Source organism: Novosphingobium silvae (assembly GCF_009856825.1).
Taxonomy (GTDB): Bacteria; Pseudomonadota; Alphaproteobacteria; order Sphingomonadales; family Sphingomonadaceae; genus Novosphingobium; species Novosphingobium silvae.
The window spans coordinates 241,770-257,237 of the sequence record NZ_WVTD01000005.1 but is presented as its reverse complement, the minus strand read 5'-3'; the positions used below and the strand labels follow the sequence as shown (position 1 = coordinate 257,237).

15 protein-coding genes are annotated in these 15,468 nt (G+C 64.8%); 8 read left to right on the top strand and 7 right to left on the bottom strand.

Features of this window, described 5'->3' with window-relative positions; all coding sequences use genetic code 11:
• The first annotated feature begins 50 nt into the window (after positions 1-50).
• Positions 51-1,415, top strand: a complete 1,365-nt coding sequence (locus tag GR702_RS09465) for a M28 family peptidase (protein WP_160985637.1) — start codon at positions 51-53, stop codon at positions 1,413-1,415.
• Between the two features lie 88 nt (positions 1,416-1,503).
• Here the strand turns inward: GR702_RS09465 and GR702_RS09460 are convergent, their stop codons facing one another.
• Complete coding sequence (locus GR702_RS09460; protein ID WP_160985636.1) at positions 1,504-2,388, bottom strand: HpcH/HpaI aldolase/citrate lyase family protein; 885 nt, start codon at positions 2,386-2,388, stop codon at positions 1,504-1,506.
• A 542-nt stretch (positions 2,389-2,930) separates the two neighbouring features.
• Here GR702_RS09460 and GR702_RS09455 point away from each other — a divergent pair.
• The 5 genes from GR702_RS09455 to GR702_RS09435 all read left to right on the top strand — a co-directional run bounded on the left by GR702_RS09455 (position 2,931) and on the right by GR702_RS09435 (position 7,369).
• Positions 2,931-3,167 carry a biotin/lipoyl-containing protein gene (locus GR702_RS09455; protein ID WP_160985635.1) on the top strand — a complete coding sequence of 79 codons (237 nt, stop codon included), beginning with the start codon at positions 2,931-2,933 and terminating at the stop codon, positions 3,165-3,167.
• Positions 3,168-3,220: 53 nt separating this feature from the next.
• Positions 3,221-3,766: a peroxiredoxin gene (locus GR702_RS09450; RefSeq protein ID WP_160985634.1), complete on the top strand. Its 546-nt coding sequence runs from the start codon at positions 3,221-3,223 to the stop codon at positions 3,764-3,766.
• 187 nt (positions 3,767-3,953) lie between these two features.
• Entirely contained in the window at positions 3,954-5,081 is a 1,128-nt protein-coding gene (prfB, locus tag GR702_RS09445) for a peptide chain release factor 2 (RefSeq protein WP_160985633.1), read from the top strand.
• A 94-nt stretch (positions 5,082-5,175) separates the two neighbouring features.
• Entirely contained in the window at positions 5,176-5,931 is a 756-nt protein-coding gene (locus GR702_RS09440) for a class I SAM-dependent methyltransferase (protein WP_160985632.1), read from the top strand.
• A gap of 31 nt (positions 5,932-5,962) precedes the next feature.
• Positions 5,963-7,369, top strand: coding sequence for an NAD(P)H-dependent flavin oxidoreductase (locus GR702_RS09435; protein WP_160985631.1), 1,407 nt, complete (start codon positions 5,963-5,965; stop codon positions 7,367-7,369).
• Here the strand turns inward: GR702_RS09435 and GR702_RS09430 are convergent, their stop codons facing one another.
• Both GR702_RS09430 and GR702_RS09425 read right to left on the bottom strand, forming a co-directional pair.
• Complete coding sequence (locus GR702_RS09430) at positions 7,370-7,879, bottom strand: DUF805 domain-containing protein (protein ID WP_160985630.1); 510 nt, start codon at positions 7,877-7,879, stop codon at positions 7,370-7,372.
• 31 nt (positions 7,880-7,910) lie between these two features.
• A complete protein-coding gene (locus GR702_RS09425) occupies positions 7,911-9,215 on the bottom strand; it encodes an ammonium transporter (protein ID WP_160985629.1) in 1,305 nt (434 codons plus the stop codon).
• Between the two features lie 286 nt (positions 9,216-9,501).
• Here GR702_RS09425 and GR702_RS09420 point away from each other — a divergent pair, with 286 nt between their 5' ends.
• Positions 9,502-9,990, top strand: a complete 489-nt coding sequence (locus GR702_RS09420) for an SH3 domain-containing protein (protein ID WP_160985628.1) — start codon at positions 9,502-9,504, stop codon at positions 9,988-9,990.
• A gap of 25 nt (positions 9,991-10,015) precedes the next feature.
• Here the strand turns inward: GR702_RS09420 and GR702_RS09415 are convergent, their stop codons facing one another.
• Entirely contained in the window at positions 10,016-11,545 is a 1,530-nt protein-coding gene (locus GR702_RS09415; RefSeq protein ID WP_202408168.1) for a TadA family conjugal transfer-associated ATPase, read from the bottom strand.
• Positions 11,546-11,675: 130 nt separating this feature from the next.
• Here GR702_RS09415 and GR702_RS09410 point away from each other — a divergent pair, with 130 nt between their 5' ends.
• Positions 11,676-11,960: an HNH endonuclease gene (locus GR702_RS09410; RefSeq protein WP_160985627.1), complete on the top strand. Its 285-nt coding sequence runs from the start codon at positions 11,676-11,678 to the stop codon at positions 11,958-11,960.
• 44 nt (positions 11,961-12,004) lie between these two features.
• On the opposite strand, the gene ilvC is transcribed toward GR702_RS09410, so the two are convergent.
• From ilvC to ilvB, 3 genes are all read right to left on the bottom strand, one after another.
• Positions 12,005-13,024 carry a ketol-acid reductoisomerase gene (ilvC, locus tag GR702_RS09405; protein ID WP_160985626.1) on the bottom strand — a complete coding sequence of 340 codons (1,020 nt, stop codon included), beginning with the start codon at positions 13,022-13,024 and terminating at the stop codon, positions 12,005-12,007.
• A 106-nt stretch (positions 13,025-13,130) separates the two neighbouring features.
• Complete coding sequence (ilvN, locus tag GR702_RS09400; RefSeq protein ID WP_160985625.1) at positions 13,131-13,649, bottom strand: acetolactate synthase small subunit; 519 nt, start codon at positions 13,647-13,649, stop codon at positions 13,131-13,133.
• Between the two features lie 16 nt (positions 13,650-13,665).
• On the bottom strand, positions 13,666-15,408 hold the full coding sequence (gene ilvB / locus GR702_RS09395; RefSeq protein WP_160985624.1) for a biosynthetic-type acetolactate synthase large subunit: 1,743 nt from the start codon (positions 15,406-15,408) through the stop codon (positions 13,666-13,668).
• Positions 15,409-15,468 lie beyond the last annotated feature (60 nt).

The window sequence follows — 15,468 nt, the reverse complement described above, 5'->3', positions numbered from 1 at the left end:
GTCCTCGCAGGCGCTTGGCAGCCCTGCATGGAGGCGTTAGCACCTGCGGTATGAAGATCCCCACCGCTCTGCGCGCCGTCCTCTGTGCCTCGACACTTTCGCTATCGCTTCCCGCCGCAGCGGCTCCGGTGCAGGGAACGGGCGTCGCCTGGGAAATCGTGGAGGGCCTGACCACCGAAATCGGCCCTCGTCCTGCGGGTTCGCAGGCGGAAGATCGCGCGCGGGACTGGGGAGCGCAGAAGCTGACGGCACTTGGCTTCAGAAATGTGCGCGTCGAGGAGTTCAAGACCCTCGGCTGGCAGCGTGGCCCCGAAAGCGCAAAACTGACGGCGCCCTATCCGCAGCCTCTGGCGATCACGGCGCTGGGCTTCTCGGTGCCCACACCCAAGGGTGGCCTCAAGGCGGAACTCGTCTATTTTCCCACCCTTGCGGCTCTTGAGGCCGCGCCTGCGGGGTCATTGAAGGGCAGGGTTGCCTTCATCGATCACGCCATGCGCGCGGCCCAGGACGGGTCGGGCTACGGCCCATACGGGGACGTGCGCCGCAAGGGGCCGACCGTCGCATCGCGCAAGGGAGCGGCGGGTGTCGTCATCCGTTCGGCGGGCACGGACAGTCATCGCAATCCGCATACGGGCGTCACCATCTTCGCCAAGGACGTAAAGCCCATCCCCGCCGGTGCGGTATCGAACCCGGACGCCGACCTGATCGCGCGTACGGCCGCACGAGGGCAGCCCCTCGCCATTGACCTCACGCTGATGGGAAAGCCGTTCCCCGATGCCACCTCGGGGAATGTCATCGCCGACCTTCCCGGCCGTGACCCGTCGCTGCCGATCATCGTGCTCGCCTGCCATCTGGATTCGTGGGATCTCGCGACCGGCGCAGTGGACGATGCCTCCGGCTGCGGGATCATCACCGCGGCCGCGCTGGCGGCGCAGGAGGGCGGCCAACCCTTGCGCACCATCCGCGTCCTGTGGTCAGGCAACGAGGAAACCGGCATCGCGGGCGGCGGCGGAGACGACTATGCCAAGCGGCATGGTTCGGAGCCGCACGCGCTTGCGATGGAAAGCGACTTCGGGGCAGACAAGGTCTGGCAGGTGCGTTTCAGCCATGCGCCGCAGGATAAGGGGCTGGCCGACAGGGTAAGGGCGGCGCTCTGGCCGATGGGCATCGTCCCTCACGAAGGCAAGGCCGATGGCGGCGCGGACGTGGAGGCCATCATCGCGGCGCAGAACCTTGCCGTGATCGATCTGGGGCAGGACGGCACGCATTACTTCGACCTCCACCATACCCCTGACGATACGCTCGACAAGGTCGACCCGGCGGCGCTGCAGCAGAATGTCGATGCCTGGGCGGCGGTGCTGAAGGTGGTGGCGAACGAAGCGGCTCCGATCGGCAAGGTCCAGCGGGCGGACTGATCGAGAGAGCCCGGTCCGCCGCCGGGTAGGTTCAACCGGATCCAGGTGACGGGCGGGTCAGGAAAATCGGAAAAGCAACGCTTCCGGATCAGTCACGAGCCGCGATCTGCTCCGCCACGGCCACAAGCCTTCGCGCCTGCTCCAGATGCAGGATCTCGGTCATCTTGCCGTCCACCCGGATGACGCCCTTCTGGCGGTTCTCCGGCAAGGCAAAGGCCTCTATCACGCCGCGGGCCCACGCCAGTTCGTGTTCACCCGGCGAAAACACCGCGTTGCAGGGCTCTATCTGCGACGGATGGATCAGGCTTTTCCCGTCGAAGCCGAAAAGGAGGCCTTGCCGCGCCTCCGCGGTGAAGACGTCCAAATCGCGGAATTCGTTGCACACGCCATCGAGTACGGTAAGCCCATGAGCCCGGGCGGCGGCCACGGCCATGGAGAGGAAGGGCAGGAAAGGGGTGCGCTCGGGTGTCAGTTGCGCGCGCATTTCCTTCGCCAGATCGTTCGTTCCCATGATCCATAGTGAGAGGCGGCCGGTCTTCGCCATGGCTGCAATCGACTCCAGCGCGAAGACGCTCGCGCAAGTCTCGATCATGGCCCAAAGCTGGAGCGAGGAGGGCGCTTCGCGCAGGGCAGCCTCGTAGCGGGCGATGTCGGAAGGTCCGTCGACCTTGGGGACGAGCACTGCATCGGCGCGGGATGTGGCGATCGCCGCAAGATCGTCCGATCCCCACGGAGTGTCGAGGCCGTTGACCCGTATCGCGACTTCGCGGCCGCCGAAGCCTCCTTCCTCTAGTGCCGCCACCGCTGCCCGGCGGGCCTCCTCCTTCATCTCGGGCGCAACGGCATCCTCAAGGTCGAGGATAACGATGTCGCAAGGAAGGGTGCGCGTCTTGGCAATGGCCTTGGGGTTCGACGCCGGGAGGTAAAGAGCGCTGCGGCGAGGCTGTTCGGCACTGGCTTGTGGGCGGGTCATGCTGGTTCCATGGTCGCTGAAGTCGAGATTTCTTGAGGCGCATAGATCCGCGCGGTCAAGCATGGAGGCATGATTGACGTTTGCCTCCTAAACTGACCCGGAACGATCCATAAGCTGAAAGGACAGTTCACAATCGTTTGCACGAGTGTTAGCCCGGTTTTGTCGCGCAGTGGTCGCCGTCAAGGCAGATCAGGGCAGGGATTCTCCTCTCCAAGCCCGTCGCGGCAGCCCTTCGGGGTCGCACGCGTCGCTCCGTGCCGTGTTCCGCAATTGGCGGCGCGGAGCGGCGCCAAACTTCCTGAAGCTTATGTCTGTCGTGATCGCGTTGCGCACTCGCGCCACCGTTTCTCTTGGAAAGCTGCGTTTGCGCTTCAGTCCTCGTCACGCGCTGTATGCTGCGGCAGTATCGCCTACACGGTGATTGCGGCTTTATACAGTAAGGCGCGCTTGCCCGCTTTGAATGCGGCGCTATTCATCAGGTGATCGTGGCCGCGTGCTCAGGTGACTGCCGCGAGCCCCTTTACCTTGAGGACACCATATTCATGGCCGTTGAAATCCTGCTCCCCAAGATCGGCTTCTCCATGCAGGAGGGCCAGATTGCCGAGTGGCTCGCAAAAGACGGAGACAAGGTGACGGAAGGGCAGCCGCTGTTCTCGCTCGAAGCCGACAAGTCCACAAACGAGGTCGAGGCCCCCGCCTCGGGCACGCTGAAGATCACGGCGGCTACTGGCGAGACCTACGAAGTGGGCACCGTTCTGGGGTGGATCGAAGTGGAGTGATCGAGGCGCGCACTGGCTGGACACGCGCGTGCTGCCGGGCCAGACTGCGTGGCATGAAAAAAGACCTGCTCACCCCTTTCGTCGCTGCCGTGACGATACTCCTGGCTCCAGTCGCTGCCCACGCGAGCCTGCCGGTAGGCGCCAGGGCCCCGATGTTCGCAACGCAGGGGGCCAAGGGCGGGAAGGTGCTGTCCTTCGACCTGAAGCAGGCCCTCAGGCGCGGACCGGTTGTCCTCTATTTCTACCCCAAGGCCTTCACCAAAGGATGCACTCTCGAAGCGCATGCCTTCGCCGAAGCGAGCGATGACTTTGCCAAGACAGGCGCGCAAGTCGTCGGCATGTCCGCAGACGACCTGCCGACGTTGCGGAAGTTCTCGACCGAGGCGTGCCGTGACAAGTTCACCGTCGCGGTGGCAACGCCCAAGGTCATCAAGGGCTACGATGTCGCGCTCAAGCGAGAAGGGGCGCCAGCGAGCATGACGGATCGCACCAGCTATGTCATCGCGCAGGATGGGCGCATCGTCATGGTCCATTCCGAACTCGATTACCGCGATCACGCCAAGCTGACGCTCGCCGCCGTGCAGAAGCTGAGGCGCTAACGGCTGCGCGCCCGGCGGCCAGTCAGCCGGGCTGACGGGAGCCGACCGGGTTGCCGGGGCGGCTTGATGATGTCCCGAGCAGGAGGTAAGACGCGGCCTTTCACCTTGCGGTGGTCCCGCGCGCTTTACATACGCTCCATCGGCGTTATGCGCGGCGGGCGTAGCAGTTTCGTTGGAGAATCCCGTCATGCGTGCCGAAGGGCAGGCTCATATAGCGCGTATCGAAAAGGCCCTCGCGCTGGTCCGCAAGTTCCTCGACTGGGATCGCGCGCTGCGGCGCTTCGACGAGCTCAACGCACGGGTCGAGGATCCCACTCTCTGGGACAAGCCCAAGGAAGCCGAGGCGGTCATGAAGGAACGTCGCCGGCTCGAGGCGGCGATCGGCGCGGTCAACCAGATCAGCGCCGAGATGGCCGATGCCGTCGAGTTCGTGGAACTCGGCGAGATGGAAGGCGACGACGAGACGATCAACGAAGGTCTCGCCACCCTTTCCGCGCTGGCCGACCGCGCCGACGCCGACAAGATCCAGGCGCTGCTCGGCGGCGAGGCGGACGCGAACGACACCTACCTTGAAGTGCATGCCGGCGCCGGCGGTACCGAGAGCCAGGACTGGGCCGAGATGCTCCAGCGGATGTACACGCGCTGGGCCGAGCGCAAGGGCTACAAGGTGGAGCTGGTGGACTACCACGCTGGAGAGGCTGCGGGCATCAAGAGCTGCACGCTGCTGATCAAGGGCGAGAATGCCTATGGCTATGCGAAGACCGAAAGCGGTGTCCATCGGCTGGTCCGGATCAGCCCCTATGACAGCTCGGCGCGTCGGCACACGAGCTTCTCGTCGGTATGGGTCTATCCCGTGATCGACGACACCTTCGAGATCGACATCAATCCGGCCGACCTGAAGATCGACACCTACCGGGCCTCGGGCGCCGGTGGTCAGCACGTCAACACGACCGATTCGGCAGTGCGCATCACGCACGCGCCGTCGGGGATCGTGGTGGCGAGCCAGATCGACCGCTCGCAGCACAAGAACCGCGAGATCGCGATGGGAATGCTGAAGGCGCGCCTGTTCGAGGAAGAAATGCGCAAGCGCGAGGAAGCCGCCAACGCCGAGCACGCAAGCAAGAGCGATATCGGCTGGGGACACCAGATCCGCTCTTACGTCCTGCAGCCCTACCAGCAGGTGAAGGACCTGCGCACGGGCGTGGTCTCGACTTCGCCGGACGATGTGCTCGACGGTGAACTCGATCCCTTCATGGCTGCGGCCCTCTCACAGCGGGTCACCGGCGAGAAGGTCGAGGTCGAGGACGCCGATTGATGATCCACGCCGGCGTCTCGTCCCAGGACGAGGCGTCCGTCGCATGCTTCGTCAAGGATTTTGCCAAAGCGGCTCCAGGTCGCTAAGGGGCCGCATGTTTCGCGCCGGTCTGTCCGTTTCTGCTTTCCTGGCCCTGGCGCTCGGGGCCTGCCAGCAGCCGTCCACTGACGACGGACGGACGCCGGGCGCGCGCGCTTTTCCCTTGCCTGATCGGCCAGTTTCGAAAACCGGCGCGACCACTTTCTCGTCCGAGGTGCAGCGCGAGGAGGTTCACGAGGCAGAAGTCATCATGGACCTGGCGAAGATCGCGCCGGGCATGAGCATCGCGGATCTGGGTGCGGGCGACGGATATTACACCACGCGTCTCGCCCAGCGTGTCGGGCGACGTGGTCGAGTGCTCGCCGAAGACATCAATCCCGCCGCGAACGAACGCCTTGGTGCCCGGATCATGCGGGAGGGCATCGAGAACGTGTCCATCACCCTCGGCGCGCCCGACGATCCTCGCCTGCCTCCAGCGAGTTTCGACCGGATTCTGCTGGTGCACATGTACCACGAGGTTACCGAACCCTACGCCTTCCTCTGGCGGCTCCGTCCGGCGCTGCGGCCCGGAGGGCGGGTGATCGTGGTGGATGTGGATCGACCTGCGGACTCGCACGGGATTGCGCCGGCGCTGCTGTTCTGCGAATTCGCGTCCGTAGGGTTGCGGTTGACGGAATTTGTTCGCAAGCCGGAATTGCAGGGCTATTATGCGCAGTTTGAGGCCGCCGGGGTGCGGCCTGATCCGGCGGATATCAAGCCCTGCCGCATATCAGGCGAAGCGCCGCCGAAGACCGAAAGATCGCAGGGCTGACGCGCAACGCCTGGGAAAGACGAAAGAGAAAATGAGTTTCAAGGGTCTCAAGCCGATTGTTTACGGCGGTCGTGAAGTCTGGCCTCTGGTAGAGGGCGGCAAGGGCGTCGCCGCCACTAACCACATGAGTTCGGGTGCATGGGCCGCAGCCGGCGGCATCGGTACGGTCAGCGCGGTCAATGCCGACAGCTACGATGCCGAGGGCAAGATCATCCCGCAGCGCTATCATGCGCTCACGCGCAAGGAGCGGCACCAGGAACTGATCGATTACGCGATCGCCGGTGCTGTCGAGCAGGTGCGCCGCGCGTATGAGATCTCCGGCGGCAACGGCGCGATCAACATCAACGTCCTGTGGGAGATGGGCGGGGCCCAGACGATCCTGGAAGGCGTGCTGGAGCAGACGCGCGGCATGGTCGCGGGCGTCACCTGCGGTGCGGGCATGCCTTACAAGCTTTCGGAGATCGCCGGACGCTTCAACGTCAACTACCTGCCGATCGTCAGCTCGGCCCGCGCGTTCCGGGCGCTGTGGAAGCGGGCCTACAACAAGGTTCCCGACCTCATGGGCGCGGTCGTCTACGAAGACCCGTGGCTCGCGGGCGGGCACAACGGCCTTTCCAACGCCGAGGATCCGCTCAAGCCGGAAGATCCCTATCCCCGCGTGAAGGCGCTGCGTGACACCATGCGTGCGGAAGGCATCGCCGACAGCGTGCCCATCGTCATGGCCGGCGGCGTCTGGTTCCTGCGGGATTGGGAAAACTGGATCGACAATCCCGAGCTGGGCTCCATCGCGTTCCAGTACGGAACCCGTCCGTTGCTCACGCACGAAAGTCCGATCCCGCAGGCCTGGAAGGATGCACTGCGCGAGCTTGAGCCGGGCGATGTCCTGCTGCACCGGTTCTCGCCCACCGGTTTCTATTCCTCGGCCGTGCGCAATCCTTTCCTGCGCAATCTCGAAGCGCGTTCGGAGCGCCAGATCCCTTACTCCAAGGTGGAAGCGGGAGAGCATACGGTTCGGCTCGACGTGGGCGTCAAGGGCAAGAACTTCTGGGTCGCTCCGCGCGATCTCGACCGTGCGCGGGCATGGTCGGCACAGGGGCACACCGACGGCCTGCGCACACCGGACGATACCATCGTCTTCGTCAGTCCCCAGGAGCGGGACATCATCCGGCAGGATCAGGTGGACTGCATGGGCTGCCTTTCGCACTGCGGGTTCTCATCGTGGAAGGACCACGACGATTACACCACCGGCCGCCTTGCCGATCCACGCAGCTTCTGCATTCAGAAAACGCTTCAGGACATCGCACATGGCGGCCCCGTGGAAGAGAACCTGATGTTTGCAGGCCATGCGGCTTACAAGTTCAAGCAGGATCCGTTCTATTCCAACGGCTTCACGCCTACGGTCAAGGAACTGGTGGATCGCATCCTGACCGGCGACTGATCAGACGTCGCCCGCAGTCCTGTCACTGACTGCACCGTCATCGCCTATACGAGGGTCCGGACCAAAGCGGTTCGGACCCTTTTTGCCGGGCGCCACGATCAGAAGCAGGTAGAGCAGCGCGAAGGGTGGAAACAGCACCCAGTCGGCATAGGCAAGGACCGCCTCCACCGGCCGCCGCGCCTCCCACCCACCGATTTGCGCCAGCAGATCGAGCGCCATGTTCCGCAATGCGACAGGGAGCAGCACGATGCTCCATCGCCCGCTCCAGCCGATGTCGTGAAGGCGACGAACGACGAGGGCAGCCGCCGGAACGAGGATGAGATACTGCGTTGCAAATGCTACCCAGCGAGCGACGTGCGGCTCGGCCAGTTCTCCTGCCAGCCCGTTGACGATCATCAGGAATGCTGCCGAGATAACGAGATAGTCGATCACCTCGCGCCGGCGGGCCCTACCCTGGAACTCCAGGGCTCGGGCAAGTGTCTGGCCCACGTGGCGCAAGTAGTCCTTCATCGCGCCCATTCCGGCAATCGCCGCGCGGCTGTCAATCGAAATGCCACGCCTGTTCCCCGTGGCTGCTTGCATCGAGGCCTGTGCGTTCGGCGCTTTCGGACACTCGCATCGGGAACGCAAGCGAGGCCATCAGCGCAATGATGACGCTCGCGATCAGCGACCATGCCGCTACCACCGCAACGCCAACGCCTTGCGCCACCAGCTGCGCAATCGGGTTCATGCCCTCGCCGTAGCCCACTCCGCCGAGGAGCGGAGAAAGAAACGGCGCAAGAAGGAGAGCGCCCAGCACCCCGCCCACGCCGTGGACCGCAAAGACGCCGAGTGCATCGTCGATCTTCAGCCGTCGCCTCATGAACTGCATCGCACACCAGCAGGCGATCGCTCCAGCAAGTCCGAACACCGCCGCGCCGCCGGGCGAGATGTAGCCTGCGGCGGGACTGACGGCGGCGATCCCGGCATTGATGCCGATCGCGAACCCGGTGGCCGAGGGCTTGCCGCGGGCAATACGCTCCAGCAGCATCCACGTCAGCGCCGATGCTGCGCACGCGACATGCATGGAAATTATGGCGGCTCCGGCATCGTCGTTGGCGGTGAGCGCCGATCCGCCGGCAAGCGAGAGCCAGCCGATCCACAGGAGCGATGCCCCGGCCACGGTGATGAGTGAGCCATGGGGGGCTACCTGGCCAGGCGCCACGCCCCTGCGCCTGCCGAGCATGATGGCAAGTGCCAGGGCGGAGACGCCCGCCGTGACATGGACGGCGATCCCGCCCGACCAGTCGAGTGTCCCGACGCCGCGTGCAAGCCAGCCGCTCCCCGAAATCCAATGCGCGACCGGCGCGTAGACGACGATGCTCCACGCCCCCGCAAAGGCGAGTGTCCAGCCGAAGCGCGCCCGCTCCGCCCAAGCGCCTGCGAGGAAGGCCGGTGCCAGGCACGCGAAGATCATCTGGAACAGAGCGAAGACGCTCTCCGGCACGGAGGTGCCGTCCCGAAGGTTGCCAAGACTGACGAGCATCCACGCATTGCCGTTGCCGATCCAGCCTTTCCCCACCTCGCCGAAGCCCAGCGTGTAGCCGACCATGAACCAGAGCAGCGAGCAAAGGGCAAAGATGGCAGCGCACTGGATGATGGGGGAAAGCGCATTCCTGCTCCGCACGCGCCCGGCATAGAACAGGGCGAGCCCGGGCAGGGTGAGAAGTCCCATGGAGCAGCACGCCAGCATCCATGCGGTGTCGCCGCCGCTGCTGACATCGATTCGTCCGTCCTGCGCAATCGCCGCGGGCGAAAGCAGCGCTAGACCGGCAGCGACGATCGGCAGCAGATGCTGCTTGTTCATCTCGTACTATCCCCCTGATGCCGTCGAGCGTGGTTTGAAACGCTGGGCATGTCACCTGCGGTTAGATCAGGATACTAACCCTGCACAAGCGCATGCCGTACCGTTGCGGACCGGGAGGCAAGCGCGGGGTAGTCTCTCTCGCGGCGCAGCTTGTCGAGGCTGCCATGGCGAAGGGGCGGCCGGCCTTTCCGCTGCCCCTGCCGATGGCCCGCATGGAACGCCTTACCGTCCACAGCGAAGGAGCGAAGACGCTTGAAGCAAGGTTGTGCGACACAGTATGGATTGGATGATGAACTGGCGCAAAATTTTGCTTCCTCTGAGCGCAATCTGCGGCCTCGGGCTTGCCGCGATCACGCCCGTCCGGGCCGCTGATGACGACAGGGTGCCGTACTGGGCTTCGGTCGATGCTGAAATCGCGAACCTTCGTGTGGGCCCGGGCGATTCGTACCGCATCGATTGGGTCTACCGCCGTCCGCACCTGCCGGTGAAAGTGCTGCGCCGCGAGGGATCGTGGCGACTCATCGAGGATCCGAGCGGAGACAAGGGGTGGATGCGCGACCTGCTGCTTTCGCGCCAGCGTGCCGGAATGGTGAAGAAGGGCGGTCTCACGGAGATGCGCGCCGAAGGACGCAGCGGCGCGCCGATGCTGTGGCGGGTCGAGCCCGGCGTCGTCGGGCTCCTCGGAGAATGCAAGGATGGCTGGTGCGCATTCGATGCGACCGGCCACAAGGGGTTTGTCCGCGAGGACAGGCTCTGGGGCACCGGCGCCCCCTGATCCTGCCCGGCACGTTCAGGTAGGATCAGAGGCAAGCTTCCAGGTAAGCCTGGTCGAAGCCGTACTGGCGTGCCTTCTCGAGCGTGTACGGGCGAAGTCCCGAGGCTCGGAACTCACCGATGATCTTGCCATCGTCGGTCTCGTCCAGGTACTCGAACTTGAAGAGTTCCTGCGTGACGATGACGTCGCCTTCCATGCCGATGACCTCGGTGATGTTGGTCGTGCGGCGCGAGCCGTCGCGCAGGCGCTTCACCTGCACGATGAGGTCGACCGATTCGGCGATCTGGCGGCTGATGGCTTCCTTGGGGATCTTGATGTCGCCCATAAGGATCATGTTTTCCATACGGCCCAGGCACTCGCGCGGGGAGTTCGCGTGGAGCGTGCACATCGAGCCGTCGTGACCAGTGTTCATGGCAGCGAGCAGGTCGAAGCACTCGGCGCCGCGGATTTCGCCCAGGATGATGCGGTCAGGACGCATGCGCAGCGCGTTCTTGACAAGATCGCCGATGGTGATCGCGCCCTGGCCCTCAAGGTTCGGCGGACGGGTTTCGAGCGGCAGCCAGTGCGGCTGCTGCAGGCGCAGTTCGGCCGCGTCCTCGATCGTCAGGACGCGCTCGCCCGGGTCGATCATTTTGGACAGTGCGTTGAGCATCGTCGTCTTGCCCGAGCCGGTACCGCCCGAGATGACGATGTTCATGCGGCTGGCACCCGCGATCTTGAGCGCTGTTGCCATCTGCTCGCTCATCGAGCCGAAGCCCTGCAGCATGTCGATGGTGATCGGCTTTTCGGAGAATTTACGGATCGAGATAGCAGTGCCGCGCAGCGACAGCGGCGGTACGATCACGTTGACGCGGCTGCCGTCCTTGAGGCGGGCGTCGGCCAGCGGCGTGGTCTGATCGACGCGGCGCCCTACTTGGTTGACGATGCGCTGCGCGATCTGGAACAGGTGCTGTTCGTCACGGAACTTCGTCGGCGCAAGCTGCAGGCGGCCCTTCTTTTCGATGTAGGTCTGGTTGGGGCCGTTGACCATGATGTCGGAAATCTCAGGGTCGTTCAGCAGTTCTTCCAGCGGGCCGAAGCCGAGCAGTTCGTCGATCAGGACCTTCTCCAGCGCGAACTGCTCGCGCCGGTTGAAAGTGATCTTGAGCTCAGCCAGCACCTCGATGATGATCGGTCGGAATTCCTCGGAAAGCTCGTCCTTGGTCAGCGTGGCCGCCGCTTCCGGGTCGACACGCTCGAGCAGGCGCGGAAGGACCTGTTCCTTGATCTTGTGGATCGAGGCCTCGAAGCCGTTCTGCTCCGACTGCTCGTGAACGGCGTTGGCCCGATCGGCGAGTCGCGAAAGCGCATCCTCGCGCATGCCCTGGAGGGAGGCGGAAGCGCCATCACCCGCAGCAGCCGGGAAGGGCTCCGATCCCGGGGTCGCAGCCGAGCCGCCGTTAGCCGGGCCGGCAGGCTTTTCAGGGGCTCCCTTGAGAGGCTTGGCAACGCCGAAGGCAGGGCGCACGCCCTGACCCATGCCGCCAACACCGTTACGCCGACCGAATGCCGTCATCTTTGCAAACAACCCTTACGCCGCCCATCGCTTTGCGGGCGTGAACCATTGCGAACGGCTCCTGATTAAGGTTGAAACTTTGATAACTTACTAATGGACGAGCAGGGTGGTGCAGGCTTTGCGAGGCGCGATGAAGGCGGAGGCGGATGAGCGGCAATGCTGGCTGTGCAATCGCCCGCTGGGGCGCCGCATTGAATGGCATCATCCGGTGCCGAAAAGCCGTGGCGGCCGGGAGACCGTGCCCGTTCATCCGATCTGCCATCGCACGATCCACGCAACGCTGACGAATGCCCAGCTGGCCAAGATGCCACCTGATGCCGCGGCCATGCGCAAGGTGGAGGAAATCGCGCGGTTCGTGCGCTGGGTCTCGGGAAAGCCGCCCGACTTCCACGCGCTGACGAAAAAGCGACGGTAGTTCGGCAGCGGGCGGCACACTCGCCGCCCGCCGCTCATAACGGATCAGTTCTTGGTCTTGTCGACCAGCGCGTTGGCGGCGATCCAGGGCATCATGGCGCGCAGCTTTGCGCCGGTTTCCTCGATCGGGTGGCGCAGCGAAGCCTTGCGCGAAGCCTTCAGCTCAGGCTGACCGGCGCGGTTGTCCATCACGAAGTCCTTGACGAAGCGGCCCGACTGGATGTCCTCCAGCACGCGCTTCATTTCCTTCTTGGTCTCTTCGGTGATGATGCGCGGGCCGGTCTTGATGTCGCCGTATTCGGCGGTGTTCGAGATCGAGTAGCGCATGTTGGCGATGCCGCCCTCGTACATCAGGTCCACGATCAGCTTCAGCTCGTGAAGGCACTCGAAGTAGGCCATCTCGGGTGCGTAGCCGGCTTCCACCAGCGTCTCGAAGCCGGCCTGGACGAGCGCAGTGGCGCCGCCGCAGAGCACGGCCTGCTCGCCGAACAGGTCGGTCTCGCATTCCTCGCGGAAGTTGGTCTCGATGATGCCCGAACGGCCGCCACCCACGCCCGAGGCATAGGCAAGGGCGATGTCGTGGGCATTGCCGGTCACGTCCTGGTGGATCGCGACGAGGCAGGGCACGCCGCCGCCACGCTGGTATTCGCTGCGGACGGTATGGCCCGGGCCCTTGGGCGCGATCATGATGACGTCGATGTCGGCGCGCGGCTCGATCAGGCCGAAGTGGACGTTGAGGCCGTGGGCGAAGGCGAGCGCTGCGCCAGGCTTCATGTTGTCGTGCAGGTCGGCGGCGTAGATCGCGGCCTGGTGCTCGTCGGGCGCCAGGATCATGATGATGTCGGCCCACTTCGCGGCTTCGGCGTTCGAGAGCACCTTGAAGCCGGCGCCTTCGGCCTTCTTCGCAGTGGCCGAGCCTTCGCGCAGCGCGATGGCGACTTCCTTCACGCCCGAGTCGCGAAGGTTCTGAGCATGCGCGTGGCCCTGGCTGCCGTAACCGAGCACGACGATCTTCTTGTCGGTGATCAGGTTGATGTCGCTGTCGGCGTCGTAATAGACCTTCATTTCAGTACCCTTTTCGGCGGCCTGCGCGCGGCATGGCCGGAAGTGTGTGCGCTCGGGCGCGCGGTTTTTTGGGCTTCCGCCAACGCGAAAGCAACGAAGAGAATTGTCAGGCTTCCTGGGGGCCCCGGGCCATCGCGACGATGCCGGTGCGGCCCACCTCGACGAGGCCGAGGTCGCGCATCAGCGCCACGAAGCTGTCGATCTTGTCGGGCGCCCCGGTCATCTCGAAGATGAAGCTCTCGGTCGTCGTGTCGACGGGCCGGGCGCGGAACACCTCGGCGATGCGCAGCGCCTCGACCCGCTTTTCGCCCGTGCCCGCGACTTTCACCAGCGCCAGTTCGCGCGCGACGTGCGGGCCCACCTCGGTGAGGTCCACGACCTTGTGGACCGGTACCAGCCGTTCCAGCTGCGCATGGATCTGGTCGATCTGGCTCGGCGGGCCGTGGGTTACGATCGTGATCCGGCTCACCGCGTGGTTCTCGGTGATGTCGGCCACGGTCAGGCTGTCGATGTTGTAGCCGCGCGCGGTGAACAGCCCGGCGATCTTCGCGAGGATGCCCGCCTCGTTATCGACCGTCACGGTCAGAACGTGCCGTTCCTCGGCTTCTTGCTGGATGTGCATCATTGTTCTCGTGCCTCCCTCAGACCAGCGCCTTGGCTTCGTCGTCCATCGTGCCGAGAACGTGGTCGCCGTAGAGAAGCATGTCGACGTGCGAGGCGCCCGAGGGGATCATCGGGAAACAGTTCGACTCCTTGTGGACGAGGCAGTCCACGATGACGGGGCCGGGATGGTCGATCATCGCCTGGATGCCGGCGTCCAGCTGGCTCTCGTTTTCGATGCGGATGCCTTTCCAGCCATAGGCCTCGGCCAGCTTCACGAAGTCGGGCAGGCTGTCCGAGTACGAGTTCGAGAAGCGGCTTTCATAGGTCAGTTCCTGCCACTGGCGGACCATGCCCATCCACTCGTTGTTGAGGATGAAGACCTTGACCGGCAGGCGGTATTGCGTGGCGGTGCCCAGTTCCTGGATGTTCATCTGGATCGAGGCATCGCCCGCGATGTCGATGACGAGGCTGTCCGGATTGCCGCACTGCGCACCGATCGCGGCGGGCAGGCCATAGCCCATAGTGCCGAGGCCGCCCGACGTCAGCCACTTGTTCGGCGAGAAGAACGGGAAGTGCTGGGCCGCCCACATCTGGTGCTGCCCGACCTCGGTCGAGATGACCGGATCCCTGTGCTTCGTCAGCTCGTAGAGGCGCTGGATCGCCAGCTGCGGCATGATGGCCTCGTCGTTGAGCGGGAAGCAGAGGCTCTGCTTCTCGCGCCACGTATCGACGCAGGCCTTCCACTCGGTGAGGTCCTGGCCCTTGCGGCTGCCCCACTCGGCCAGGATCTGCTCGAGAACGGCGGCGCAGTCCCCCACGATCGGCAGGTCGGCGCGCACGATCTTGTTGATCGAGGAGCGGTCGATGTCGATGTGGATCTTCTTGGAATTGGGCGAGAATGCATCGAGGCGGCCGGTCACGCGGTCGTCGAAGCGCGCGCCGATGCAGACGATGAGGTCGGCCTGGTTCATCGCCAGGTTGGCCTCATAGGTGCCGTGCATGCCCAGCATGCCGAGCCAGTCGGGATGATCAGCCGGGAAGGCGCCAAGGCCCATCAGCGTGGAGGTGACCGGCGCGCCGGTCTTCGCCTGAAGCTCGCGCAGGAGTTCGCTGGCACGGGGCCCCGAGTTGATGACGCCGCCGCCCGTGTATAGGATCGGCTGCCTGGCCGCGGCGATCATCTCGACCGCCTGAGCGATCTCCTGGCGCGTGCCCTGGGTGCGCGGAGCATAGCGCTGGCGGCGCTGCGCGAGCGCATCGGTCCACACGGCCGAGGCGATCTGGACGTCCTTGGGAATGTCGATCAGGACAGGGCCCGGGCGGCCGGTGGTGGCGATCTGGAACGCCTCATCGATGACCGCGGCAAGCTCGGCCGGGTCCTTCACGAGGTAGTTGTGCTTGGTGCAATGGCGCGAGATGCCGACGGTGTCGGCTTCCTGGAACGCGTCCGAGCCGATCAGCCCGGTCGGGACCTGCCCCGTGATGACGATGAGCGGGATCGAATCGAGGTAGGCGTCGGCGATGCCGGTGACGGCATTGGTCGCGCCCGGCCCCGAGGTGACCAGGACGACGCCCGGCTTGCCCGTGGAGCGGGCATAGCCTTCAGCGGCGTGGGCCGCGCCTGCTTCGTGGCGCACGAGGATGTGGCGAAGGCGTTCGTCACCGAAGAGAGCATCATAGATCGGTAGCACGGCGCCGCCGGGATACCCGAATACGAATTCGACCCCCTGCTTGACCAGGCTTTCGACCAGGATGTTCGCGCCGCTGCGCTCTTCACTCACAACATATTCCTTCACCGATCGGCCGGGCGGAAAGGCTGTATTGCGCAGCCCGGCACTTTC

Excerpts from the sequence above, each read along its gene's own strand:
- GR702_RS09465 (WP_160985637.1), top strand. The coding sequence starts at position 51 with ATGAAGATCCCCACCGCTCTGCGCGCCGTCCTCTGTGCCTCGACACTT.
- GR702_RS09460 (WP_160985636.1), bottom strand. The coding sequence starts at position 2,388 with ATGACCCGCCCACAAGCCAGTGCCGAACAGCCTCGCCGCAGCGCTCTT.
- GR702_RS09455 (WP_160985635.1), top strand. The coding sequence starts at position 2,931 with ATGGCCGTTGAAATCCTGCTCCCCAAGATCGGCTTCTCCATGCAGGAG.
- GR702_RS09450 (WP_160985634.1), top strand. The coding sequence starts at position 3,221 with ATGAAAAAAGACCTGCTCACCCCTTTCGTCGCTGCCGTGACGATACTC.
- prfB (WP_160985633.1), top strand. The coding sequence starts at position 3,954 with ATGCGTGCCGAAGGGCAGGCTCATATAGCGCGTATCGAAAAGGCCCTC.
- GR702_RS09440 (WP_160985632.1), top strand. The coding sequence starts at position 5,176 with ATGTTTCGCGCCGGTCTGTCCGTTTCTGCTTTCCTGGCCCTGGCGCTC.
- GR702_RS09435 (WP_160985631.1), top strand. The coding sequence starts at position 5,963 with ATGAGTTTCAAGGGTCTCAAGCCGATTGTTTACGGCGGTCGTGAAGTC.
- GR702_RS09430 (WP_160985630.1), bottom strand. The coding sequence starts at position 7,879 with ATGAAGGACTACTTGCGCCACGTGGGCCAGACACTTGCCCGAGCCCTG.
- GR702_RS09425 (WP_160985629.1), bottom strand. The coding sequence starts at position 9,215 with ATGAACAAGCAGCATCTGCTGCCGATCGTCGCTGCCGGTCTAGCGCTG.
- GR702_RS09420 (WP_160985628.1), top strand. The coding sequence starts at position 9,502 with ATGATGAACTGGCGCAAAATTTTGCTTCCTCTGAGCGCAATCTGCGGC.
- GR702_RS09415 (WP_202408168.1), bottom strand. The coding sequence starts at position 11,545 with ATGACGGCATTCGGTCGGCGTAACGGTGTTGGCGGCATGGGTCAGGGC.
- GR702_RS09410 (WP_160985627.1), top strand. The coding sequence starts at position 11,676 with ATGAAGGCGGAGGCGGATGAGCGGCAATGCTGGCTGTGCAATCGCCCG.
- ilvC (WP_160985626.1), bottom strand. The coding sequence starts at position 13,024 with ATGAAGGTCTATTACGACGCCGACAGCGACATCAACCTGATCACCGAC.
- ilvN (WP_160985625.1), bottom strand. The coding sequence starts at position 13,649 with ATGATGCACATCCAGCAAGAAGCCGAGGAACGGCACGTTCTGACCGTG.